21 protein-coding genes and 1 tRNA gene are annotated in these 21797 nt (G+C 65.2%); 9 read left to right on the top strand and 13 right to left on the bottom strand.

All coding sequences use genetic code 11. The features are described 5' to 3' along the window. The first annotated feature begins 63 nt into the window (after positions 1 to 63). Genes ACQ651_RS02630 through ACQ651_RS02615 form a run of 4 tightly spaced genes read left to right on the top strand, consistent with a single transcriptional unit; the run spans position 64 to position 3392 of the window. The gene (locus tag ACQ651_RS02630; protein WP_430448164.1) at positions 64 to 984 is read left to right on the top strand and encodes a branched-chain amino acid ABC transporter permease; all 921 of its coding nucleotides are present in this window, start codon (positions 64 to 66) and stop codon (positions 982 to 984) included. Further along, positions 981 to 1964: a branched-chain amino acid ABC transporter permease gene (locus tag ACQ651_RS02625; RefSeq protein WP_430448163.1), complete on the top strand. Its 984-nt coding sequence runs from the start codon at positions 981 to 983 to the stop codon at positions 1962 to 1964. Before ACQ651_RS02630 ends, ACQ651_RS02625 begins: the two co-directional genes overlap by 4 nt. Continuing rightward, entirely contained in the window at positions 1957 to 2706 is a 750-nt protein-coding gene (locus ACQ651_RS02620) for an ABC transporter ATP-binding protein (RefSeq protein ID WP_430448161.1), read from the top strand. Before ACQ651_RS02625 ends, ACQ651_RS02620 begins: the two co-directional genes overlap by 8 nt. Then, positions 2703 to 3392 (top strand): ABC transporter ATP-binding protein, encoded by a 690-nt coding sequence (locus ACQ651_RS02615; RefSeq protein ID WP_227283973.1) that lies wholly within the window; start codon positions 2703 to 2705, stop codon positions 3390 to 3392. The genes ACQ651_RS02620 and ACQ651_RS02615 overlap by 4 nt, the downstream gene beginning before the upstream one ends. Before the next feature lie 56 nt (positions 3393 to 3448). On the opposite strand, the gene ACQ651_RS02610 is transcribed toward ACQ651_RS02615, so the two are convergent. From ACQ651_RS02610 to ACQ651_RS02590, 5 genes are all read right to left on the bottom strand, one after another. Continuing rightward, positions 3449 to 4396, bottom strand: coding sequence for a 1-phosphofructokinase family hexose kinase (locus ACQ651_RS02610; protein ID WP_430448159.1), 948 nt, complete (start codon positions 4394 to 4396; stop codon positions 3449 to 3451). A 64-nt stretch (positions 4397 to 4460) separates the two neighbouring features. After that, entirely contained in the window at positions 4461 to 5666 is a 1206-nt protein-coding gene (locus ACQ651_RS02605; RefSeq protein ID WP_430448158.1) for a winged helix-turn-helix domain-containing protein, read from the bottom strand. 228 nt (positions 5667 to 5894) lie between these two features. Then, a complete protein-coding gene (locus ACQ651_RS02600; RefSeq protein WP_430448157.1) occupies positions 5895 to 7805 on the bottom strand; it encodes an acyl-CoA synthetase in 1911 nt (636 codons plus the stop codon). A gap of 123 nt (positions 7806 to 7928) precedes the next feature. Then, complete coding sequence (locus ACQ651_RS02595) at positions 7929 to 9731, bottom strand: ABC transporter transmembrane domain-containing protein (RefSeq protein WP_430448155.1); 1803 nt, start codon at positions 9729 to 9731, stop codon at positions 7929 to 7931. 96 nt (positions 9732 to 9827) lie between these two features. Beyond that, entirely contained in the window at positions 9828 to 10739 is a 912-nt protein-coding gene (locus ACQ651_RS02590; RefSeq protein ID WP_430448153.1) for a LysR family transcriptional regulator, read from the bottom strand. 73 nt (positions 10740 to 10812) lie between these two features. On the opposite strand from ACQ651_RS02590, the gene ACQ651_RS02585 reads away from it, so the two are divergent. From ACQ651_RS02585 to ACQ651_RS02575, 3 genes are read left to right on the top strand one after another with little or no spacing between them, the layout of a single operon-like run. Further along, a complete protein-coding gene (locus ACQ651_RS02585; RefSeq protein WP_375550316.1) occupies positions 10813 to 11421 on the top strand; it encodes an NADPH-dependent F420 reductase in 609 nt (202 codons plus the stop codon). After that, on the top strand, positions 11418 to 11960 hold the full coding sequence (locus tag ACQ651_RS02580) for an antibiotic biosynthesis monooxygenase (RefSeq protein ID WP_430448151.1): 543 nt from the start codon (positions 11418 to 11420) through the stop codon (positions 11958 to 11960). Before ACQ651_RS02585 ends, ACQ651_RS02580 begins: the two co-directional genes overlap by 4 nt. A gap of 22 nt (positions 11961 to 11982) precedes the next feature. After that, positions 11983 to 12720, top strand: coding sequence for a type 1 glutamine amidotransferase domain-containing protein (locus ACQ651_RS02575; RefSeq protein ID WP_430448149.1), 738 nt, complete (start codon positions 11983 to 11985; stop codon positions 12718 to 12720). Between the two features lie 15 nt (positions 12721 to 12735). Here the strand turns inward: ACQ651_RS02575 and ACQ651_RS02570 are convergent, their stop codons facing one another. The 5 genes from ACQ651_RS02570 to ACQ651_RS02550 form a co-directional block, all read right to left on the bottom strand. Beyond that, entirely contained in the window at positions 12736 to 14664 is a 1929-nt protein-coding gene (locus ACQ651_RS02570; protein WP_227283982.1) for a cation:proton antiporter, read from the bottom strand. A 74-nt stretch (positions 14665 to 14738) separates the two neighbouring features. Beyond that, a tRNA-Gly gene (locus tag ACQ651_RS02565) sits at positions 14739 to 14812 on the bottom strand. A 345-nt stretch (positions 14813 to 15157) separates the two neighbouring features. Then, entirely contained in the window at positions 15158 to 15823 is a 666-nt protein-coding gene (locus ACQ651_RS02560) for an SOS response-associated peptidase (RefSeq protein ID WP_430448148.1), read from the bottom strand. 42 nt (positions 15824 to 15865) lie between these two features. Continuing rightward, on the bottom strand, positions 15866 to 16030 hold the full coding sequence (locus ACQ651_RS02555; RefSeq protein ID WP_227283984.1) for a hypothetical protein: 165 nt from the start codon (positions 16028 to 16030) through the stop codon (positions 15866 to 15868). Positions 16031 to 16212: 182 nt separating this feature from the next. Continuing rightward, positions 16213 to 17823, bottom strand: a complete 1611-nt coding sequence (locus ACQ651_RS02550; protein ID WP_375550321.1) for a bifunctional metallophosphatase/5'-nucleotidase — start codon at positions 17821 to 17823, stop codon at positions 16213 to 16215. 125 nt (positions 17824 to 17948) lie between these two features. Here ACQ651_RS02550 and ACQ651_RS02545 point away from each other — a divergent pair, with 125 nt between their 5' ends. Both ACQ651_RS02545 and ACQ651_RS02540 read left to right on the top strand, forming a co-directional pair. Then, positions 17949 to 18287, top strand: coding sequence for a DUF952 domain-containing protein (locus ACQ651_RS02545; RefSeq protein WP_375552794.1), 339 nt, complete (start codon positions 17949 to 17951; stop codon positions 18285 to 18287). Then, on the top strand, positions 18287 to 19342 hold the full coding sequence (locus ACQ651_RS02540; RefSeq protein ID WP_430448147.1) for a quinone-dependent dihydroorotate dehydrogenase: 1056 nt from the start codon (positions 18287 to 18289) through the stop codon (positions 19340 to 19342). Before ACQ651_RS02545 ends, ACQ651_RS02540 begins: the two co-directional genes overlap by 1 nt. Positions 19343 to 19378: 36 nt before the next feature. Here ACQ651_RS02540 and ACQ651_RS02535 read toward each other — a convergent pair whose 3' ends face one another. The 3 genes from ACQ651_RS02535 to ACQ651_RS02525 are packed head-to-tail and all read right to left on the bottom strand — an operon-like array spanning position 19379 to position 21664. Further along, positions 19379 to 20704 carry an MATE family efflux transporter gene (locus tag ACQ651_RS02535; RefSeq protein WP_430448145.1) on the bottom strand — a complete coding sequence of 442 codons (1326 nt, stop codon included), beginning with the start codon at positions 20702 to 20704 and terminating at the stop codon, positions 19379 to 19381. 1 nt (position 20705) lies between these two features. Further along, positions 20706 to 21215, bottom strand: a complete 510-nt coding sequence (locus tag ACQ651_RS02530) for a PaaI family thioesterase (protein ID WP_227283988.1) — start codon at positions 21213 to 21215, stop codon at positions 20706 to 20708. Next, positions 21212 to 21664 (bottom strand): PaaI family thioesterase, encoded by a 453-nt coding sequence (locus ACQ651_RS02525; RefSeq protein WP_121898601.1) that lies wholly within the window; start codon positions 21662 to 21664, stop codon positions 21212 to 21214. The genes ACQ651_RS02530 and ACQ651_RS02525 overlap by 4 nt, the downstream gene beginning before the upstream one ends. Positions 21665 to 21797: the final 133 nt, after the last annotated feature.

The raw sequence follows: 21797 nt of genomic DNA, 5'->3' as shown, positions 1-21797 counted from the left end.
CCGCCCCAAGGCCTGACGCGGCCCTGAGGTCGCGTCAGCCGCCGCTTCGCAGAAAGACCGGACATGTCTCTCATCCTTTTTGCCGAGCAGGTCCTGAACGGCTTGCAACTGGGCGTGATGCTGTTCCTGATGGCCGCCGGGCTGACCCTTGTCTTCGGGGTGATGGGGCTGATCAATCTGGCCCATGGATCGCTGTTCATGATCGGCGCCTTTGCGGCCGCCTCAGTTGCGGGCGCCACGGGGTCGTTCCTGCTTGCGCTGATGGCCGCCCTTGCCGCCGCCGCCGCTGCCGGCGCGCTGGTGGAGCTTGTGGTGATCCGGCGATTATACAATCGCGACCATCTCGATCAGGTTCTGGCCACCTTCGCGCTGATCCTGATCTTTTCCGAAGGAACCCGATGGGTCTTCGGATCGTTTCCGCTTTTTCTCAACATCCCCGATTATCTGGCCGGACCGGTCACGTTGCCCGGCGGCATTCAGTATCCGTTCTACCGGTTGACGCTGATCCTGATCGGGCTGGCGGTGGCGCTCGGCCTATTCCTGCTGATCAGCCGCACCCGTCTGGGCATCCAGATCCGGGCCGGTGAAAACGACCGGGAGATGATCGCCGCGCTCGGCATCAACATATCGGGGCTCTACACCATCGTCTTCGCGCTGGGCGCCGCACTGGCCGGGCTGGCCGGCGCGCTGGTGGGCGCGATCCAGTCCGTGCAGGTCGGCATGGGGGAGCCGGTCCTGATCCTGGCCTTCGTGGTTATCGTGATCGGCGGCATCGGCTCGATCAAGGGCGCGCTGATCGGCTCCATTCTTGTGGGGCTGACGGACACGTTGGGCGGGCTCCTGCTGCCCGAGCTTTTCCGGCAGTTCATGGACAGCTCGGCCGCCTCCTCCGCCGGTTCGGCGCTGGCCTCGATGCTGATCTACATCCTCATGGCGGCCGTTCTCATCGTGCGCCCCACCGGTCTTTTCGGGGCGAAGGCATGAGCCGCGAACAGATCCTGAACGCCGCCGTGATGCTGGCGCTCGTCGCCTTCCCGCTCTGGGCCTGGGCGGCGGATGAACCCTTCCTGATCACGCTGACGACCAAGGCGGCCATTCTGGCCCTCGCGGGCGTCGGGCTGAACATCGCGCTCGGCCTTGGCGGGCTGGTCAGCCTCGGCCATGCGGCGTTTTTCGGGATCGGCGGCTATGCGATGGGCGTTCTGGCCAGCCACGCACAGCTTTACGATCCGATCCTCGAAAGCCCGTTTCTGATCGAGGGCACGAAATCCATGCCGATCATCTGGCTGGTCGCGATCACGGCCTCGGGGCTCGCGGCACTGGCGATCGGCGCGCTGAGCCTGCGGACCTCGGGGGTCTATTTCATCATGATCACGCTGGCCTTCGGGCAGATGCTCTATTTCTTCGCGATCAGCTGGCCCGCCTATGGCGGCGAAGACGGTCTGTCCATCTATGTCCGCAACGATTTTCCGGGCCTGAACACCCTTGACCCCATCCAGTTCTACATCATCGTCTTGGCCCTTCTGGCAGCCGTGCTGTTGCTGACATCGCGGCTGGCGAAATCCCCCTTCGGCCTTGCGCTGAATGCGGCGCGGCAATCGCCCGTGCGGGTCGAAACCGTCGGCATCTCACCCTACCGGCTGCGGCTGATCGCCTTCACGATTTCGGGCATGATCACCGGGCTGGCAGGGGCGCTGTTTGCCGATCTGAACCGGTTCGTCAGCCCCACCATGCTGAGCTGGCAGACCAGCGGCGAGATCATGGTCTTCGTCATCATCGGCGGGGTCGCGCGCCTGTTCGGGCCGGTGGTGGGCGCAATGCTGTTCATCTTGCTGGAACATCTGCTTGGCGGGCTGTCGGACTACTGGCATGTCTATCTGGGCGTGCTCCTGCTTCTGATCGTGCTGTTCGCCCGTGGCGGGGTGATCGGGTCGCTCGCGGGCCGGGGCAAGGCCCATGACTGAGCCCATCCTGCAAACCATCGGCATCACCAAGTCCTTCGGCGCGCTGCAAGCCAGCCAGGATATCTCCATCGACCTGCGCCCGGGCGAGATACACGCGCTGATCGGCCCGAACGGCGCGGGCAAATCGACACTGATCAAGCAGATCGCCGGAGGCCTGAGGCCCGATGCGGGGCAGGTCCTGTTCCGCGGCGAGGACGTCACCCCGCTCGGCACCGCCGAACGTGCCAGACGCGGGCTTGCCCGCACGTTCCAGATCTCCGCCCTGGCGATGGAGGACACCGTGCTGCAAAACGCCCTGCTTGGCGCCATGGGCGCAGGCGGCACGGCGTTCCGCTTTTTCCGCCCCGCCCTTGCGCAGCGGGACCTGCGCGCGGTGGCCGAAAACGCGCTGGAACTGGTCGGCTTGAGCGCGCATGCCGCGACCCCCACATTCGAGCTTTCCCATGGTCAGCGTCGTCAGTTGGAGGTGGCCGTCGCCCTGACACTTGCCCCCAAGGCCTTTGTCATGGACGAACCGATGGCGGGCCTGGGCTTCGAAGGCTCGAAGAACCTGACCAACTTCCTTGACGGCTTGCGCGATACCGCTCCGATCCTTCTTGTGGAACATGATATGGACGCCGTCTTTGCGCTGGCGGACCGGGTCAGCGTGCTGGTCTATGGCAGGATCATCGCCACCGGCACGGTCGAGGAAATCCGCAACGATCCCGATGTGCGCGTCGCCTATCTGGGGGAGGACGCATGACGCTTCTGTCGGTTCGCCATATCGGCGCCTTCTACGGTGCGTCGCAGGCGCTTTTCGATGTCTCGCTGGAGATCGCCGAGGGCGAGGTTCTTGCGCTGATGGGCCGGAACGGGATGGGCAAGACCACCACGGTCAAGACGATCTGCAGGCTTCTGCCGGTCAGCGCGGGCACGGTCCTGTTCGACGGTCAGGATCTGGCGCGCCTGCCGGCCTACAAGGCCGCGCGAATGGGGCTGGGTCTGGTTCCCGAGGGGCGACGCTGCTTCACCAATCTGACGGTTGCGGAAAACCTGATCGCGGCGGCCCGCCCCGGCCATTGGGACATGGACCGGATCGCCGCGCTTTTCCCGCAGTTGGCGGATCGGCGCGACCAGTCGGCAGCATCGCTTTCGGGGGGTGAACAGCAGATGCTGGCCATTGGCCGCGCGCTGATGACCAACCCGCGCCTGTTGATCCTCGATGAAGCGACCGAGGGGCTGGCCCCCGTCGTCCGGCAGGAAATCTGGGCCGCCATCGCCACGCTGAAGCGGGATGCGGGCCTCGCCATCCTGTTGGTGGACAAATCCCTGCGCGAGTTATCGGCCATCGCCGACAGGGCGGTGATCGTGCAGCGCGGCAAGACCGTCTGGTCCGACGCGATGGCCAACCTGACCGAAGATATCACCAACCGGTATCTGGGCGTCTGAACCCGCGCCGGCCCAACTGAGCGCAGTATCTCCATGGTCGTGCGGGGCGCAGAGCCTTAGAGTGGCTGGATTTCGATCCTGTTCAGCAATGCTTCCGCATCGCTGCGGTTGCACAGTTCCGTGGCGGGCGTCATCACCGCCGCCCCCGCGGCCGCGGTTCCGAACGCCACCGCCGCGCGAAACCCGTCGCCACGGGCAAGCGCCATCACCATGGCGCCCACAAGGCTGTCGCCGGCGCCCACGGCACTGACGGTTTCGATCAAAGGCGGGCGGCAGAAAAAACACTCGCTGGCCGAAATCCCAAGCGTACCCGTCGCGCCAAGCGCCATCACCGCGTGCTCCGCGCGGCCGCTTGCGATCAGGCTCCGGCCGAAGGCGGCGGTATCCTCGGGCGTGGTGAGCGCCCGCCCCGCCAGTTCATCGGCTTCCGCACCGTCGACACGCAGCAGATGATAGGGGGCGGTCGCCTGCTCCACCGCCTGCACCAGGGCCGCGCCCGATGTATCCAGAACCATCGCCGCCCCGGCGGCGCGCGCACGCGCATTCATCCGGACAAGCAGATCCGGCGACAGCCCGGGCGGCAGGCTGCCAGACACCACCATCAGTGTGTCGCGCGTCAGAACCTCGTCAAGCAGGGTCCAGAGCCCGTCCACATCCGCCGCCGCCCAGACCGGGCCCGGCATCACGAACCGGTATTGCCCGCCTGCGCCCATATCGGTGATCGCGAAGGATTGCCGCGTCAGCCCGGAAATCGGCAACCGCGCAACCTGCACCCCTTCGGCCTCCAGCAGGTCGCACAGAAGCGCGCCGGTCACACCGCCCGTGGCCACAACCGCGCGGGATGCCCCACCAAGCCGCGCGATCGCCCGGGACACATTCACGCCACCCCCGCCGGGATCCAGCCGCGCCTCCGCGCAGCGCAGTTTCGGCCCCGGCACGACCTGCGGCGTCTCGGCCGAAACATCCAGCGCCGGGTTCAGCGTCAGGGTCAGAACGTCACGCATGGGCATCTCCGGTCGGCGGTTCATCGCCCCCATAGGTCATATGTGCGCCCCGCGCATGCAACCCCTAAGGCACCCGCAACCAGCCGGGCGCGAACCGGATATCCGCGCAGCCCGTGAACCGGGCCACGCGCTCCAGCTCGGCCTCCAGCCGGCGGATGCGGCCCCTGCCCGTCTTCACTCCGCGCTCGGGCCAGAACGCGCTCACATCCAGCCCGCCGGCGCTCCGGTCGCATTTCATGTCGATGCGGCCGATCATCCGGTCCCCCTCCATCACCGGGAAGACGTAATAGCCATAGCGCCGCTTCGCCTCGGGCACGAAAATCTCGATCCGGTAATGAAACCCGAACAGCCGCTCGGCGCGGTTGCGGTCGCGCAGCGCAGGGTCGAACGGGCTGAGGATCCGCAGACGCGGCGCGACGGCAGGCAGATCGGCCAGGCCGTCCATCACCTCCGGCCGCAGGATGACGCAGCGCTGGCCGCCACCGGCCAGCGCGATATCCGCCTCCATCACCCGGCCGCTTGCCAGCGCCTCTGCCACCCATGTCTTCGCCTCGTCCGGCTGCACCAGATCCCAGAACGCCGCCAGTTCCCCCGAGGTGGCAAATCCCAGCCGGTCCAGCGCCCCGGCGCAGGCCCAGTCTATCGTCTCCTCCGCCGGATGCCGCGCATTCAGTGCCTCCGGCGGGATCACCCGCTCGCTGAGGTCGTAGATCTTGCGAAACCCCTCCCTCCTTGAGACGGACAACTCCCCCGAACGCCACAGATACTCCAGCGCGGTCTTGGATGGATGCCAATCCCACCAGCCGGTGGATTTTTCGGGCCGCTTGTCGGCCAGATCGCCGCTGCCGACGGGCCCATGATCGCCGATATGGGCCAGGACCCGGTCGATTTCGGCGTGAAAGGCGGAGCCGTGCCAGTTTTTCCAGCGTTCGCGCAGCCGGGCGGCGTCCCGGGCGAATTTCAGTCGCCAATGGGGAAAGAATGCCACCGGAAGGACCGAGGCGTCGTGCGTCCAGTGCTCGAACACCGCCCGTTTGCGGTCGTTCAGCCAGCGCAGGCTTGCGGGTTTGTAAGCTTGCCGGCGGGACCACAGGATCATGTCATGGGCGCGCGCCACGGTATTGACGCTGTCGACCTGCACGAACCCGAGATCCTGGATGACCGCGGCCAGCGCATCGCCCCGGGCCGCCCCGTTGGGGGCCGTCGCCAGCCCGTGGCGATGCAGAAACAACCGTCGCGCGGTGCCATTGTATATCAGGGGCCGAGCCATGGCCGTATCATGGGGCGCGGATCCCGGCGGATGCAATCGCAATCGGTGATCCTCTGGTGGCCCCGACAAAACCGGATCATGTACCCGCCAAGCGGGCCGCGTAGAGATCTCCGCCCGTTCGGCAATCCCGGCCACCGCGTCGGGCACAGGCCTGCGGCGCGGCCGGTGCCATGTTCATCTCCCCCGGGGCCGCCGGACCCCCGCGTGTGGTCGGAGGGGCTACACCCGTCAGGCGGCGCTTTTGGCGCTTCCGTCCGCCCAGTCCCATGGCCGGGTGAACTCGCCCAGAACCTGGGCCAGCTTCGCCTCATCCACCTCGCCTGTGCGTTCCAGATGCGCGACCAGACCGCGTTTCTTGTCTTCGGTCACATCGACCACACGGGCCGCCAGACCCGCCTCTTCGAGGGCGGCATTGTAGACGCGGCTGATCGCCCGCTTGCGAAGATCGGGTTTGAAAATCTTGCCGACGGCGGTTTTCGGCAGTTCCGGCAGGATTTCCAGATGCTTCGGGATGGCCGCACGCTCATGCACGTGTTCCTTGCAGTGATCCAGCAGCGAGGCGACCGTGATATCCGCGCCCTCCACCAACTCCACATAGACGCAAGGCAGTTCGCCCGCGAACGCGTCGGGCTGACCGATGGCCCCGGCGAAGGCAACGGTCGGGTGACCCGCCAGCGCTTCTTCGATCTCGGCAGGGTCGATATTGTGACCGCCACGAATGATCAGATCCTTCGCGCGCCCGGTGATCCACAGATAGCCGTCCTCGTCGATCCGGCCCAGATCGCCGGTGCGCAGATAGATATCGTCGTTGAAAAGATCGATGTTCTTGTCGTCCTCGGTATAGGTCGATCCTTCGAACACGCCGGGATTGTCGACGCAGATCTCGCCCACCTCATCGGTATCGCACAAGGTCACCCCTTCGGAGGTGTGCTTCATGATCCTGACTTCCGTATGCGGGAACGGAAGCCCGACCGAGCCGATCTTCTTGTCGCCATCCACCGGGTTGCAGCTGACCAGACAGGTGGCTTCGGTCAATCCGTAGCCTTCGATCAACGTCACGCCAGTTGCCTTTTCGAACCGTTTGAACAGCTCCACCGGAAGCGGGGAGGAGCCCGAAAACGCCGTCTTGACCGACGAGATATCGGCATTCACCGGGCGTTGCATCATCGCTGCAAGCGCGGTCGGCACGGTAATGATGAAACTGATCTGCCAGCGTTCCACCAGCTTCCAGAAATTGTCGAACACGCCGTCGCCGCGATAGCCTTGCGGCGTCGGAAACACCACATGCGCCCCCGATGCGATCGCCGCCATCAGGATCACGTGGCAGGCAAAGACGTGAAACAGCGGCAGCGGGCAGATGATGTTGTCTTTTTCGGTAAACAGCAATGTGTGCCCGATCCAGCCGTTATAGATCATGCCGGAATACTTGTGCTGCGCGACCTTCGGCATGCCGGTGGTTCCGCCGGTATGGAAATAGGCGGCCACCCGGTCCGCGGTACTGTCTGCGAAATCCAGATGTTCGCTCCGCTGGCGGCTCAGCTCCCCATTGAAATCGAGTATGCGGGCCTTGTGCTGGATCTCGTATTTCGGGCGGATAAACGGCACGATCAGCTTTTTCAGGCCGGTCATGTACCGCAGCAGATCGACCTCCAGCACGGTTTTGACATTCGGCGCCAGTTCCACCGCCTCGGCCACTTTCTGCGCGACATCGGTCTTGGGGAAGGCCTTGAGCGTGACGACGACCTTGGCATTCGTCTCCCGCATGATGGAGCCGATCTGCTCGGCATCCAGAAGCGGATTGATCGGGTTGACGATACCGGCGACGGCCCCGCCAATCAGCGTGACGGCCGTTTCGTTGCAATTGGGCAGAACGAAGGCCACCGTGTCGCTTTCGCCGATGCCCAGACTGCGGAACAGATTGGCCGCCTGCGTCGCGCGGGCATGCAACTCGTTCCAGGTGAGGGTTTCTGCCTTGTCCCGCGGCCCGGAGAACAGCTGGAACGAGATCGCGTTCATGCCGCCGAACTTGTCCTTGGTGCTGCTCAGCAATTCGTAAAGCGTGGTCGCCGGCTGGCTGGCCGGCCACGGGTTCGACTGCTCGACGGCCTTGATATCCTCGGCGTTGGCAAAACGCACCATATGCCACCCTCCCTTAAGTCGCGTCGGAGGCCATTTTGCGTCTGGCCTCTCCTCCGGGGAGTAGATTGGGCACAACCGGGCCGTGACGCAAGCGTAACGCTGCGCAAATCCCCCGGGCCCGCGTTATTCCGCGGCCATGCCCTCGGTGAATTGCAGCCGCGCCAGACGGGCGTAAAGCCCGCCCTGGGTCACCAGCGTGTCATGGGTGCCCTCGGCCACGATCTGCCCGTCTTCGAAGACAAGGATGCGGTCGGCCTGCTTCACCGTGGCCAGCCGGTGGGCCACGATCAGCGTGGTCCGGTCCGCGCTCATCGCGGCAACGGCATCCTGCACCGCGCGTTCGCTTTCCGCGTCCAGCGCCGATGTGGCCTCGTCCAGCAACAGGATCGGCGCATCGCGCAAAATCGCGCGGGCAATGGCGATGCGCTGTTTCTGCCCGCCCGACAACATGATGCCGCGTTCGCCCACATAGGTGTCGTACCCCTCCGGCAGCGCGCTCAGAAACCCGTGGGCGGCGGCGGCTCTGGCGGCCTCTTCCACCTCTGCATCGCTGGCATCGGGGCGGCCGAACCGAATGTTCTCCCGCGCCGAGGTGGCGAAGATCACCGGGTCTTGCGGCACCAGCGCCATCGCGTCGCGGAAGGTCGCGCGCGTCATGGCGCGGAGATCCTGACCGTCAAGGGTGATGCGGCCCGACTCGGGGTCGTAGAACCGCAAGAGCAGTTGGAATATGGTGGATTTCCCGGCCCCCGAAGGCCCGACAAGGGCGACGGTTTCGCCGGGCTGCACGGTCAGGTTCACACCGTCAAGCGCGGCCGTTTCGGGGCGCGTCGGGTAATGGAAGCGCACATTTTCGAACGCGATGGCCCCGCGCCCGCCAAGCGGCAGCGGCGCACCTGACGCCGGATCGCCCACGCTGTCGGCGGTTTGCAGCAGTTCCACAAGCCGCTCCGTCGCGCCGGAGGCGCGCTGCAACTCCCCCCAGATTTCGGACAGCGCGCCGACCGATCCGGCCACCATGATCGCATAGATCAGAAACTGGATCAGCTCTCCCACGGTCATCGCATCCGCGCGCACATCCCGCGCCCCGATCCAGAGCACGCCCACGATCCCCGTGAAAACCAGCGCGATCACGATGACCGTCATCACCGCCCGCGTGGCGATGCGTTTCTTGGCACTGTCGAAACTGCGCTCGGTCACCTTGTCGAAGGTCGCGGCGGAGGGCCGCTCATGGGTGAAGGCCTGCACGGTCTGCACCGACAACAGCGCCTCGGACGCATTGCCGGAGCTTTCGGCGATCCAATCCTGATTTTCCTTGCTCAGCACCCGCAGGCGCCGGCCCAGAACCACGATCGGTATGATGATGGCCGGCACGATCAGCAAGACCATTCCGGCCAGCTTCGGGGAGGTCACGGTCATCAGGATCAGCCCGCCGATCAGGATCAGCAGATTGCGCAAGGCGACGGAAACCGAAGAGGAAATCACGCTCAGCAACAGGGTGGTGTCCGTCGTGATCCGGCTCAGCACCTCGCCGGTCATGATGCGTTCGTAGAAGGCGGGGCTCATGCCGATCATCCGGTCGAACACCGCCTTGCGGATATCGGCCACCACTCGTTCGCCAAGCCGGGTGACAAGGTAGTAGCGCAGCCCCGTGCCAATCGCCAAAAGCGCCGCGATGCCAAGTGCCGCCAGAAAATACTTGTCCAGCAGTTCCGCGCTTTCCGTCTCGAACCCGTCAACGACGCGGCGCACCGCCAGCGGCAGCGTCAGCGACACGATCGCCGTCAGAACCAGCGCACCGACGGCCGCCCCCAGCATGACGCGATAGGGCGCGAGAAAAGGCACCAGCGCCCGCAGGCTGCCGATGCGTTTGGATTTCTCGCGCTCTTCCACTGATTGGGTTGGGCTGATTTGTGGCCCTGCCATGACGGTCCCGGTTTTCTTAACGTGTTTCAATCCGAGATAAATGGACCAACGCCTGCGCACAAGGCCTGGTTGCCGCCTGCGACCCCGGGCCGCCGGTCAAACCTGGCGCAGCATCGCGGTCAGCCAGTCGTGCATGGCGCTTTTGGCGTTGCGCTGATGACGGATGGCGGCAACCTCGAAGGGCCGGATCGCCAATGGGGGTTGCCGGGTGGTCAGGCCGAACCGGCCCGCATGCGCCGCAACCAAGCGGCCGGGCAAGGTTGCCACCATGTCGCTGGCGGCGACCGCGGCCAGCGCCGGAAAGAACAGCGGAACAGCGGCCACCACCCGGCGCGCATGGCCCAGACGTTCAAGCTCCCGGTCGACGACGCCGGTCAGATCGCCCGCGGGCGAGACAACCAGATGATCGGCCTGCAGAAACGCCTCAAGCGTCCAGTCGCGGATGGCCAGCGGATGATCGGCGCGAAACACCACGGCATAGCCTTCCTCGTGGATCGGCTCGGCCTGAAACCGTTGCGGCAGATCCCAGATGAAGCCCAGGGCCAGATCCAGCTCGCCCGCTTCCAGCGCGGTCAGCGCCGCCTCCCGCCCAAGGGACCGGATCGCAAACCGCAGGCCTGGTGCCTGCGCCCGCGCGCGGTGCAGAAGGCCCGGAATCAGCGTGGCCATCTCGTTGTCATAGGCCCCGATCCGCATCACGCGCGTCTCGGCGGCCGGATCGAACTCTGTTTCCGTGGTCAGGGCCTCGGACAGAGTTTCCACCGCGCGGCGGATCTTCGGCTCAAGCGCGATGGCCACGGCGGTGGGCTCCATTCCGGCGGGCCGGCGCAGAAACAGCGGATCATCGAAGATATCCCGCAAGCGTTTGATCGAATGGCTTATCGCAGATTGGGTCAGCCCCATCCGGCCCGCCACCTCCACGGCCTTGCGGTGCTGCATCAGCCCCAGAAACACCAGCAGCACGGTCAGATCCAGACGCCTGAGTGCAATTTCATCAATATCATACATGAGGTATATGCATTTTCATTTAAGTCAGTCGCTTGCTAGCACGGCTCGACGGCACATGCCAAGGGAGACGGACATGAAGATCGCGATCATCGGCGCCGGCAATGTCGGGCGTGCACTTGGCGCAAGCTGGGCCAAGGCGGGCCACGAGATCCGCCATGGCACCCGCAGCCGGAAGGCGGCGGACGAGATGACGCCACGCGAGGCCGCCAGTTGGGGCGCGGTGGTCGTTCTGGCCCTGCCCTGGGCGGCGGCCAGGGATGTGGCGGCCGATCTGGGCACTCTTGCGGGCAAGCCGGTCATCGACTGCATGAACCCGATTGCGCGGAGTCCCGACGGGATCGGGCTCGCCCTCGGCCACACAAGCTCGGGCGCGGAACAGGTGCAGGCCTGGCTGCCTGAGGCTCATGTCATCAAGACGCTGAATCAGGTGGGCGCGGAGGTCATGGCAGACACCACCGGCTTCGCCCTGCGTCCTGTGCAATTGATGGCCGGCAACGACGATGGCGCGAAATCCGTCGTCGCCGGGTTGCTGGACGATCTCGGGTTCGAGCCGCTGGATGCGGGCGATCTGCTCAAGGCGCGCCTGCTGGAACCCTTTGCCCTTGTCTGGATCAATCAGGCGCTGATGCGCGGCAAGGGCCGGAACTGGGCCTTCGGCGTGATGCCGCGGGCAGGCAAATGAGCGATCCCGTCACCGTCGTGGCCCGTCGCCATTTGAAGCCCGGATCCGAAGCGATCTACGAGGACTGGCTGTCCCGCCTGACCGATGCGGCGGCCACCCTGCCCGGCTATCTGGGTGCCGAATTTCACCGGCCTGACATACCGGACGCGCCTTACACCAGCGTCTTCCGCTTCGACACGCCCGACAATCTCGCCGCGTTCGAGGCATCCGGGCTTCGCGCCCGCTTTCTGGCCGAGATCGCGCCCCATGTCCAGGGCGATGCGGTCTGGGACCGGCTGACCGGTCTGGAGATCTGGTTCGAGGCGCCGAAGGGCGCGCCCCTTCCGCAGCCGAACGCCTTGCGCATGGCGCTGGTTCTGGTCGCGGTCGTGTTCCTGCTGGTGCTGGCGCTGAACCTCGCGCTTGCGCCGGTGATCGGCGGCTGGCCATTGGCGCCGCGCCTGCTTCTGACGGTGATCCTGCAGGTCTTCCTGATGACCTACGTGATCATGCCGCGGGTCACCAAGGCCCTTGGCGCCTGGATCTATTCAACCCGATAACCCACTGAAAAGGAAAGATACAATGTCTGCATCCATCGACACATTCGGCACCAAACGCATCCTGATGATCGTCGCCAATCCGGGCACCTCACCGACAACCGGCTGGCCCGTCGGTTTCTGGTGGGCCGAGGTCACCCACCCGTTCTGGACCTTCACCGAAGCCGGCTACGAGGTGGAGATCGTCTCCCCCAAGGGCGGCGATCTGATGGCAGACGGGTTTTCCGACCCGGAAGACGAAAGCCAGTATTCGGCCCACGATATCCTGTCGCTCGGGTTCAAGGCCTCGCCCGCCCATAGCGCCAGATTGCAGGCGACCAGATCCATCGCGGATGTATCGGTCGACGACTACGACGCGATTTTCATCGCCGGCGGCCAATCCCCGATGGTCACGATGATCGACGACACAGACCTGCACGGATTCGTGGCGCGCGCCTATGAGGCCGGAAAGATCGTCAGCATCGTATGCCACGGAACCTGCATCTTGCTGAAAACCCGGTTGTCGAACGGCGATCTGCTGGTCAAGGGCAAGACATGGACCGGCTTCGCCGATGCCGAGGAGGCGTTTGCCGATGCTTTCGTCGGGCAGAAGATCCAGCCTTTCTGGATCGAGGAGGAAGCACGCAAGATGGAAGATACCAATTTCGTGGTCCATTCCATGTTCAAGCCCTTCGCGATCCGCGACGGCAATCTCATCACCGGACAGCAGCAGTTTTCGGGCGCGGCCGCGGCCGAACTGGTCGTCGCCACGCTTGGCCGCTGACCGGCGCGGGAAAGATCAGCCGGCGGACAGGTCCTTGTCCCCGGCGTCCCGTTCGCCGCGCCGGATCGCGGCCATCTCGGCGGAAAGCGCCTCCTGCCGAGGGCCCAGAACCTCCTTGATGCGCGCGATATAGGCGGGGTTTTCCGGCGGCGGTATGTTGATGTCGTAGGCATCGGCCACGTCCACCATCGCGCGGCGGTCCATCTCATCGAAGGCCGCCGCCATCCTCTCGGCATGCGTGCGCGGAATACCCAACGCCTCGAATGCCGACCGGCCCATGCGGATCGAACTGTCATAGGTCTCGCGGATGATATCGCGGCACCCCACGGACCAGAGCTGATAGACATGGTCCCGGTCGACCGCGCGCGCCATCACGTGCAGATCGGGGTAGTTGTCGAGAGCGTAGCGAACCAGTTCTGTAATCTGCTCCTTGTCGTCGATAGCCACGATCAGCAGTTTCGCCTCGGCGATCCCGGCCGCGTGCAGCATGTCGGGCCGGGTGGCATCGCCGAAATAGGTCTTGATCCCGAAGGCGCGCAGATTGTCGATCTGTTTCGAACTGAAGTCGATGACGGTGGAGGAGAAGCCCGCCGCCGTCAGCATCCGCCCGATCAGCCCGCCGACCCTGCCCCGCCCGGCGATGATCACCTGACCGGTTTCGTCGATCTCGTCGGGCTGGCGTTCCTGACCTTGGGAGAATTTCGGCGCGATGACCCGATCGTAGAGAATGAAAAGCGCCGGGGTCAGCAACATCGACAACGCCACAACAAGAAGGAGCTGATCGGCAATCGCCGTAGGCAGAACGGAACTGGCCACCGTGAAGGACAAGAGCACGAAGCCGAACTCCCCGGCCTGCGCCAGCCCAAGGGCGAACAGCCATTTGTCACCGCCCCTGATGCCGAAAAACGGAGCAAGGGCCAGCAAGACCGCGCATTTGATCGCGATCAGCCCAAGTGTCATGGCCAGGATCAGCGCCAGATTGTCGAACAGAAGGGCGAAATTTATCCCCGCGCCGACCGTCATGAAGAAAAGGCCCAGAAGCAGGCCCCGGAACGGGTCGATATCGGATTCCAGCTCGTGGCGGTATTCGCTGTTGGCCAGCACCACGCCAGCCAGAAAGGTGCCCAATGCGGGCGAGAGCCCGACCAGCGACATCAAAAGCGCGATCCCGATGACCATCATCAACGCGGTCGCGGTGAACAACTCGCGCAGTTGCGCCACCGCGATGAACCTGAAAATCGGCCGGGTCAGATAGGTGCCGCCCAGACCCACGGCCGCAATCGCGCCGATGGTCACCAGCGCCGTCTGCCACCCGTTCAGGCCCGACACAAGGCTCATCGGCGCGGCGTGATCGCCGCCCGAATGATCGTCGGCGGCGCCATGGGCCACGTCCGCGCCATGGGAAAGCTCCGCGCCCAGATCCATCAGCTCCGGCATTGCCAATAGCGGAATGAAGGCCAGCATCGGGATCACGGCGATGTCCTGAAACAGCAGGACCGAAAAGCTCGATTGCCCGCCATCGGACTTCATCAGCCCTTTTTCGTTCAGGGTCTGCAACACGATCGCGGTGGAAGACAGCGCAAGGACCAGACCGATCGCCAAGGCGATGGTCCAGGGCTGCCCGAAGGCCATCGCGGCCGCCATGACCAGCCCGGCGGTCAGCACGACCTGCCCCCCGCCCAGCCCCAGAAGCCGCGCGCGCATCTCCCACAACAGCCTTGGCTCCAGCTCCAGACCGACCAGAAACAGCATCATGACCACGCCGAATTCCGCAAAATGCTGGATCGAGATCACATCGACCCCCAGCACCACGAGGATCGGGCTGATCACGATACCGGCGATCAGATAGCCCAGCACCGAGCCGAGCCCGAGACGCGAGGCAATCGGCACCGCGATCACGCCCGCGATCAGGAAAATGAACGCCAGCAGCAGGAAATCCGTCATACGCCCCCCAATTTGCCGTCAGGTCGCAGGAGGGCATGTTGCCCGCAATCGGGCATAAGTCAATTTGAAGGGGATGGAGCGGGCGACGGGAATCGAACCCGTATCATCAGCTTGGAAGGCTGAGGTCTTACCATTACACAACGCCCGCAGACCGGGATTGGGGTAAGTCATGGCGGCCAAGGCGTCAAGCCGGATATGGCGCAAACCCCCGGCGGCAGGACCTTGTCGCAAGCGGCCGGGCGGGCTTCCTCGGCTCCGGCACCATGACCGGCGGGCGCAAGGTAATGGCGTGCAACGGCACCCCGGCCGGGCGCGGCAGCGGGCCGATTGTTTCCAGCGCCTTATTTCCGCCTCTTTTCAAGCGTATCTGTTTCTCAAGCAGCAACAATAAGATCAACAACGAGCAGGCTGCATCAAAAACGAATTCTCCCTGGACTGGACCGGGCCGCGTCTCTTGCGCGGCCCCTTTTTTTGACCTCGGGCGGCATCGATCTCAGGCCGCGAGGGGCCGGATCAGCTCCGCGCCCTCTGCCGTGTTCGAGTTCACCTTCCTGTCCACCCGATGGGCCCGCAACCGCTCCTCGGGCGCGGCCTTCATCAGCCGTGCGGCCCCGTGCCCGGCCTCTCCCAGCCACAGCGCCCATGCCTCGGGCGCAAGGCTCACGGGCTCGCGGTGATGGATCCGCGACATCGCATCGCCGGCGGCGCAGGTCACGATGGCGCAGGTCTCAAGACTGTCCGGCCCCCCGGTCCAGCTTTGCCAGATGCCCGCGAAGGCAAGCGGTTGCGCCGTGTCGGGCCGGATGTACCATGGCAGGCGCGCGCCATCCGTATCCTTGGTCCATTCATAAAAGCCGGTTGCCGGGATCAGGCAGCGCCGTTCCCGGCATGCCATCCGGAACGCGGGTTTCCGGGCGATGGTTTCCGCCCGCGCATTGATCAGCAGCGGGCCATCCGTGGGTGATTTGTACCAATGGGGCAGGAAACCCCACCGCATCGGGCGATAGCGCCGCAGGCCCGTTTCGGACGTGACGACACCGACCTGTTGCGTCGGGCAGATATTGTACCGCGGCCCGTGGGGCAGATCATTCGCCGGCGTCGCCTCGAACAGCTCCGCCACCTCGCCCGTCGGATGGGTCAAAACAAAACGCCCGCACATGAGGCTGAGCCTAGTGCGGGCGTGACGGGGATAAAAGTTGGATCAGGCGCCGTAGACGGCCCGATAGGCGATTTTTTCGGCATCGCCGCGATAGATGTTCAGATCCAGCGCAACATCCAGAGGCATCCGGGAAATCTCGGCTACGGTCCGGTTGTAGGCCGCACGTTTTGCGGCGGCAGTGCGCAGGCGTGCAATCATCGAGGTCATTGTGCAGCTCCTTTCAATGCTGGTGTGTTCGTCTTCGATGATCTCCATATGATAGCGCTAACCGGATCTACAATTGACAGTTTTCGATGTCCGCCATGAGTTTTCTGCATAGCAGCATATGACAACGGAAAGGGCCGGTGAGGGAACACCCCCACCGGCCCTTTGCAAGTTGGATCAGCCGGTTACTCGGCCTGGCTCACGCGCCCGTCGGTATAGGGCGCATAGGGCGTGTTCTCGGCCAGATAGTCGGCCACGACCTGTTCCAGCCCGGGGCCGAAATCATAGGCGTTCATGCCGTTGGTGGCGAACATCGAATAGCCGTCGCCGCCGCCGCGCATGTAGTTGTTCGACACGACGCCGTAGATCGCCTCGGGATCGATCGGCTCCCACCCGGCTTCGGTCTCCAGTTCGGCCGAAACGATCCGGCTGCCCGGTTCCGCCGCCGCGTCCCAGACATAGCGCATGCCGGCGACCTGCGGGAACCGGCCCGCGCCATCCTCGACCCGGCTGACCCCGTTTTCCAGCGCCGCCACCACATCGGCGCCGCTCAGCTGGAAGGTTGCCAGCGTGTTCTGGAACGGCAGAACCGTGAAGACCTCGCCCATGGTGATCGGCCCGCCGTCGATGGAGGCGCGCAGGCCGCCACCGTTCTGAATGGCGATCTGGATGCCCTGATCGCGCACCCGTTCCAGCATCGCATCGGCCACGAGGTTGCCCATCGGGCATTCCCCGGCCCGGCAAACCTCGCGCGATCCTTCGATCGGCTCGGACGCCTCGGACACGACTTCGCTCATCGCCTCTTCGATCGGCCCGGCCAGTTCGGCGACGCGCGCGGCAATCGTCGGGTCGGGTTCCACGCTGGCATCCAGGACCATGGTGTCGCCGCCGGCATAGACCACATTGCCGGCGTCATCGAAGGTCACTTCCAGATGGCCCAGATACTTCGAATAGGCATAGGCCTGCACGATCGGCACCAGCGTCCCCTCGGGGTTGGTGGCGAAGGTCGGGTAAGGCCCCGCGCGATCCTCGTCCGTGGCCGACAGATAGGTGTGCGAATGGCCACCGACGATCACGTCGATACCGGTGACCGCCTCGGCGATGGCGATATCCACGGGCAGGCCCACATGGGTCAGCGCAACGATCATCGTCACGCCCTGCTCGGTCAGCGCATCCACATCCGCCTGCAGCGCGTCGACCTCGTCCTGAAAGATGATGTTGGGGCCGGGGCTGGAGGTTTCCACCGTGTCCGTGGCCAGCGCGGAGACCACGCCCACCTGCATCCCGTTCACATCCAGCACCGCGTAATCGCCAACCCGGTCGTTCAGCAGGTTCGACTGGCTCAGATCCAGATTGCCGGAGAGCACGGGGAAATCCACGAGATCGAGGAAATCAGACAGACCCTGCGGCCCGTCGTCGAACTCGTGGTTGCCCACGGCCATCGCGTCGAAGCCGATGGCCATCATCATCTCGGCCTCTACCTCGCCCTTGTAGGTCGTGTACATCAGGCTGCCCTGAAACTGATCGCCCGCATCCAGAACGATCACGTTTTCGCCCGCCGCCGTCAGTTCGTCGCGCAGCGTGTTGATCGCGGTGGCCACCCGGGCCACGCCACCGAAACACTCGCCCGCGGCGTCATCCTCGGCATTGCAGGTGCTGTCGAAACGGTTGATCGGCTGGATTCGGCTGTGCAGATCGTTGATATGCAGAATGTGCAGCGTCGTTTCCGCTGCCGCCGGCGCGGCGATGCCAAGCGCGGCAAGCATCGCGGTCGAGCGCATGATGTTCGCAAGCATGTCTATAACTCCCAGGTCTTGTTGGACCCGCCGAGATTGGCGGGCAGACGGAAGCAAGTAAAGGGATTTGAGTGACATGGAGGTGACACTTGACGCCACGGCGCATTGCGGCCATCCCCGGCGCCATGCTGATTTACAAGATATTGCGCGCCGGGGAATGGGCCGCGCTCCGCAGCGGCGGCGAAACCCGGGGGGCGCCGGTCGATGTCGCCGACGGGTTCATCCATTTTTCCACGGCGGCGCAGGTGGCCGAAACGGCGGCTCGGCATTTCGCGGACGCCCGCGATCTGGAGCTTCTGGCCTATGACAGCGAAACGCTCGGCCCGGCGCTGAAATGGGAGCCGTCGCGCGGCGGCGCGCTGTTTCCGCATCTCTATGGCCCGCTCCGCCTGTCAGATATGCTCTGGCACAGCCCGCTACCCCTTGAAGACGGGCGCCATGTCTTTCCCGAAGGCGTGATCTGATGCTGGAACGCGCCGGTCTGGCCCTGATGCATCGGATGGAGCCCGAGCGCGCGCACGGGCTGGCGCTCTGGGCGCTGAAGGCGGGACTTGCGCGCGGTCCGGGGCCTGTGACATCGCCGCGGCTTCGCACGGATCTGGCGGGGATGGCTCTGCCCAACCCGGTCGGTCTGGCCGCCGGGTTCGACAAGAACGCCACCGCGTTCGGGCCCTTGATGCGCGCGGGCTTCGGCTTTCTGGAGGTAGGTGCGGCCACGCCCCGGCCCCAGCCCGGCAACCCGAAACCACGCCTTTTCCGGCTTTCCGAGGATCGGGCCGCGATCAACCGGTTCGGCTTCAACAATGACGGGATGGCGGCGATCGCGGCCCGTCTTGCGGCCACCGCCCATGAGATCCCGGTGGGTTTGAACCTCGGTGCGAACAAGGACAGCGCCGACCGCGCCGAAGACTTCGCGACGGTGCTTGGCCATTGCGGTCCGCATGTGGCCTTCGCCACCGTCAACGTCTCCTCCCCCAACACCGAGCGGCTGCGCGATCTGCAAGGCAAATCGGCGCTCACGGCGCTTCTGTCCGGCGTGATGGCCGCCAATGCCGGTCTGGCCCGCCCGATCCCGATCTTCCTGAAGATCGCCCCGGACCTTTCACCCGCCGAGCTGCAGGATATCGCCGAAGCCGCCATCGACGCCGGGCTGAGCGGGATCATCGCGACCAATACCACGCTGGACCGCGATGGATTGAAAAGCCCCCATGCCGGGGAGAAAGGCGGTCTTTCCGGGCAGCCGCTTTTCGCACGCTCCACCCGTGTTCTTGCCCGATTGTCGCAACTGACCGATGGCGCGGTGCCGCTGATCGGTGTCGGCGGCGTGACCTCCGCCGATCAGGCCTATGCCAAGATCAAGGCGGGCGCGTCGGCCGTTCAGCTTTACACCGGCCTCGTTTATGGCGGGCTCAGCCTAGCCGCCAGAATCGCGCAGGATCTGGACAGGCTCTTGGCCCGCGACGGCCACGAGACGGTCGCCGCCGCCGTGGGCACGGAGCGCGAGCCCTGGCTGAAATAGGGTCGGCTCATCCTCATCCCCGCCACTGGGGCACGCCTACCCCGCCGCCCGCTCCAGCGCCGGATAGCGTACGGCGAGGCTCACCCCGCGGGCCGCAAAAAACACCAGCAGCGCCGCCCAGAGCCCGTGATTGCCGAAGGCCGGCACCAGTGCCCAGAGCGCGGCGAGATAGACCAGCCCCGACAGGATCATCATGTTGCGCATGTCGCGGCTGCGGGTCGCGCCGATGAAGATCCCGTCCAGCATCCAGGCCGCACAGCCCACCAGCGGCGCGGCCACCATCCATGGCAGGTAGGTCCGCGCCTCCGTCCGCACCTCGGGCGCAGTGGTCATCACATCGATCATCCAGCCGCCAAGCAGCGCGAAGCCAATGGCCATCGCGATGCAGATCATCAGCCCCCAGAATCCGGTCAGCAGCGCGCTGCGTCTCAGCCGGCCCGACGCCCGCGCGCCCATCGCCTGCCCCACCAGCGCCTCGGCGGCAAAGGCGAACCCGTCCATCGCATAGGCGGTGATATACATGAACTGCATCAGGATCTGATTGGCCGCCAAAGGCACGTCGCCGAAATCGGCGCCGATGAACAGGAACGATGTGAACCCCGCCATCAAGATGACCGAACGGATCAGGATATCGGTGTTCACCATCGCCATGTGGATCAGCCGCGCCCGGTCGAAGACCCTTGGCCAGTCGCGCCAAGCGGGCCGCCGGAACGCCCCCCGGCAAAGCCACAGGCCCAGCGCGAAGCCCGCCCATTCCGACACGAACGTGCCCAGCGCGACACCCTGCACGCCCCAGCCGAGGCCGAGTACGAAAAAGATGCTCAGCAGGATGTTCAGCAGGTTCATCCCCAATTGCAGAACCAGCATGCCGGTGGTGCGTTCATGGGCGATCATCCAGCCGGTCAGCCCGTAGATCGCAATCGCGGCGGGGGCGGAAAAGATCCGGATCGCCATGTAATCCCGGGCCAGCGCCTCGACCTCGGCGCTGGCCGGGGCGATCAGAAACGCAGCCCGGATAATCGGGCCCTGCAGCGCGATCAGCATCAGCCCCGCCGCCCCGGCGATCATCAGAACCCGGCTGAGCAGCGCCGAGACCTCGGCGGCGTCACGCGCGCCGATGGCCTGTCCGGTCAGCCCCACGGTGCCCATCCGCAGGAACCCGAAAATCCAGTAGATCGTGGACAGGATGATCGCACCGATGCCCACCGCGCCGATCGGCGCGGCCTCCCCCAGTTGCCCGACCACGCCGGTGTCCACGGCGCCGAGGATCGGCACGGTCGCATTGGACAACACCACGGGCAGCGCGATTTTCAGAACCCGGCGATGGCTGAGGGGCTGGGCCGGGATCTGCGAGGCCAGCACCCTACCCCGGCCGGCCCGGCATCAGGAAATGCCCCGTGGCCTGCGCGAAAAGCCGCGAACGGTTGTCCTGCCATGCCTCCACATGGACCGAGGCGTAACGCCGCCCGCTGCGGTTGACCCGCGCGCGCGCATAGGCATCCCGCGGCAGGCCCGAGCGCAGGTAGTCGACGGTGAAATCGATTGTCTTTGGCAGTCGCGGCAGCGTCTCCGGCGTCAGCGCCCCGCCTTCCAGACGGCCGCTTTCGATCTCGTCCCACAGAATCTGGAAACTCAGCTCGATGATCGCCGTCGTCTCCAGAAACGCCGCCGTGGCCCCGCCATGCAGGGCCGGCAGAAACGGATTGCCGATCAGCTTGTCGTCATAGTTGAGCACCCCGGTCAACTCGTCGCCGCGTCGGTCGAAGGTGATCCCCATGGTGCGGATATAGGGCACCCCGTCGACAAGCGCCGACAGCGCCGCGTCGCGCCGCTGCTTGATCAGATGCACGGGCTCGGGGCGGGGGCGGCTCATGGCGCACGCTCCGGCGTCCGGGCCTGTTCGATGGTGAAGGCGCCGGTGGCCGCGGCCACCGGCCGGGTCTCGTCCTCGTCGAAGGCCTGGGCGCGCACGAAGGCCACGCTGCGGGTGACGTGATAGCATTCCGCCCGCGCCACGATCCGCTGACCGGGGGTGGCGGGACGCATGTAGTCGATCCTCAGATCGATCGTGGCCGTGCCGGCCGGCGCATCCGCATGGCTCATCACCGCCGCGCCGCCGCAGGTGTCCATCAGGGCCGATACCGCGCCGCCATGGATCACGCCGGTTCTGGGATCGCCCACCAAGGCCGCGTCATAGGGCATCGAAATGGCGGCAAGCCCCTCCCCGATCTCGTCCAGATGCATCCTCAGCGCCTTGGAAAACGGGATCGCCTCGATGAACTGCCGGGCGATCCGGGCCTTGTCCTCTGACGTCGTCGCCATCTTTTCTGTCCTTATTCCGGGGCCGGCTGCGCGGGCCCTGAGCACGGGCCGACAGGTTTCCAGAAGCCCGGGCCCGGGTGCAAGCCATAACATCGCTTTGCATTCGCGTGACGGCTGGTGCAGAAATGACGTG

This window comes from Rhodophyticola sp. (assembly GCF_965284195.1).
Taxonomy (GTDB): Bacteria; Pseudomonadota; Alphaproteobacteria; order Rhodobacterales; family Rhodobacteraceae; genus Rhodophyticola.
The sequence above is the reverse complement of the archived record's forward strand: the minus strand, read 5'-3'. Positions and strand labels throughout refer to the sequence as shown.

Excerpts from the sequence above, each read along its gene's own strand:
- ACQ651_RS02605 (WP_430448158.1), bottom strand. The coding sequence starts at position 5,666 with ATGGCTCGGCCCCTGATATACAATGGCACCGCGCGACGGTTGTTTCTG.
- ACQ651_RS02545 (WP_375552794.1), top strand. The coding sequence starts at position 17,949 with ATGCTGATTTACAAGATATTGCGCGCCGGGGAATGGGCCGCGCTCCGC.
- ACQ651_RS02540 (WP_430448147.1), top strand. The coding sequence starts at position 18,287 with ATGCTGGAACGCGCCGGTCTGGCCCTGATGCATCGGATGGAGCCCGAG.
- ACQ651_RS02600 (WP_430448157.1), bottom strand. The coding sequence starts at position 7,805 with ATGGTGCGTTTTGCCAACGCCGAGGATATCAAGGCCGTCGAGCAGTCG.
- ACQ651_RS02570 (WP_227283982.1), bottom strand. The coding sequence starts at position 14,664 with ATGACGGATTTCCTGCTGCTGGCGTTCATTTTCCTGATCGCGGGCGTG.
- ACQ651_RS02595 (WP_430448155.1), bottom strand. The coding sequence starts at position 9,731 with ATGGCAGGGCCACAAATCAGCCCAACCCAATCAGTGGAAGAGCGCGAG.
- ACQ651_RS02580 (WP_430448151.1), top strand. The coding sequence starts at position 11,418 with ATGAGCGATCCCGTCACCGTCGTGGCCCGTCGCCATTTGAAGCCCGGA.
- ACQ651_RS02590 (WP_430448153.1), bottom strand. The coding sequence starts at position 10,739 with ATGTATGATATTGATGAAATTGCACTCAGGCGTCTGGATCTGACCGTG.
- ACQ651_RS02625 (WP_430448163.1), top strand. The coding sequence starts at position 981 with ATGAGCCGCGAACAGATCCTGAACGCCGCCGTGATGCTGGCGCTCGTC.
- ACQ651_RS02575 (WP_430448149.1), top strand. The coding sequence starts at position 11,983 with ATGTCTGCATCCATCGACACATTCGGCACCAAACGCATCCTGATGATC.
- ACQ651_RS02610 (WP_430448159.1), bottom strand. The coding sequence starts at position 4,396 with ATGCGTGACGTTCTGACCCTGACGCTGAACCCGGCGCTGGATGTTTCG.
- ACQ651_RS02560 (WP_430448148.1), bottom strand. The coding sequence starts at position 15,823 with ATGTGCGGGCGTTTTGTTTTGACCCATCCGACGGGCGAGGTGGCGGAG.
- ACQ651_RS02530 (WP_227283988.1), bottom strand. The coding sequence starts at position 21,215 with ATGAGCCGCCCCCGCCCCGAGCCCGTGCATCTGATCAAGCAGCGGCGC.
- ACQ651_RS02585 (WP_375550316.1), top strand. The coding sequence starts at position 10,813 with ATGAAGATCGCGATCATCGGCGCCGGCAATGTCGGGCGTGCACTTGGC.
- ACQ651_RS02550 (WP_375550321.1), bottom strand. The coding sequence starts at position 17,823 with ATGCTTGCGAACATCATGCGCTCGACCGCGATGCTTGCCGCGCTTGGC.
- ACQ651_RS02555 (WP_227283984.1), bottom strand. The coding sequence starts at position 16,030 with ATGACCTCGATGATTGCACGCCTGCGCACTGCCGCCGCAAAACGTGCG.
- ACQ651_RS02615 (WP_227283973.1), top strand. The coding sequence starts at position 2,703 with ATGACGCTTCTGTCGGTTCGCCATATCGGCGCCTTCTACGGTGCGTCG.
- ACQ651_RS02620 (WP_430448161.1), top strand. The coding sequence starts at position 1,957 with ATGACTGAGCCCATCCTGCAAACCATCGGCATCACCAAGTCCTTCGGC.
- ACQ651_RS02630 (WP_430448164.1), top strand. The coding sequence starts at position 64 with ATGTCTCTCATCCTTTTTGCCGAGCAGGTCCTGAACGGCTTGCAACTG.
- ACQ651_RS02525 (WP_121898601.1), bottom strand. The coding sequence starts at position 21,664 with ATGGCGACGACGTCAGAGGACAAGGCCCGGATCGCCCGGCAGTTCATC.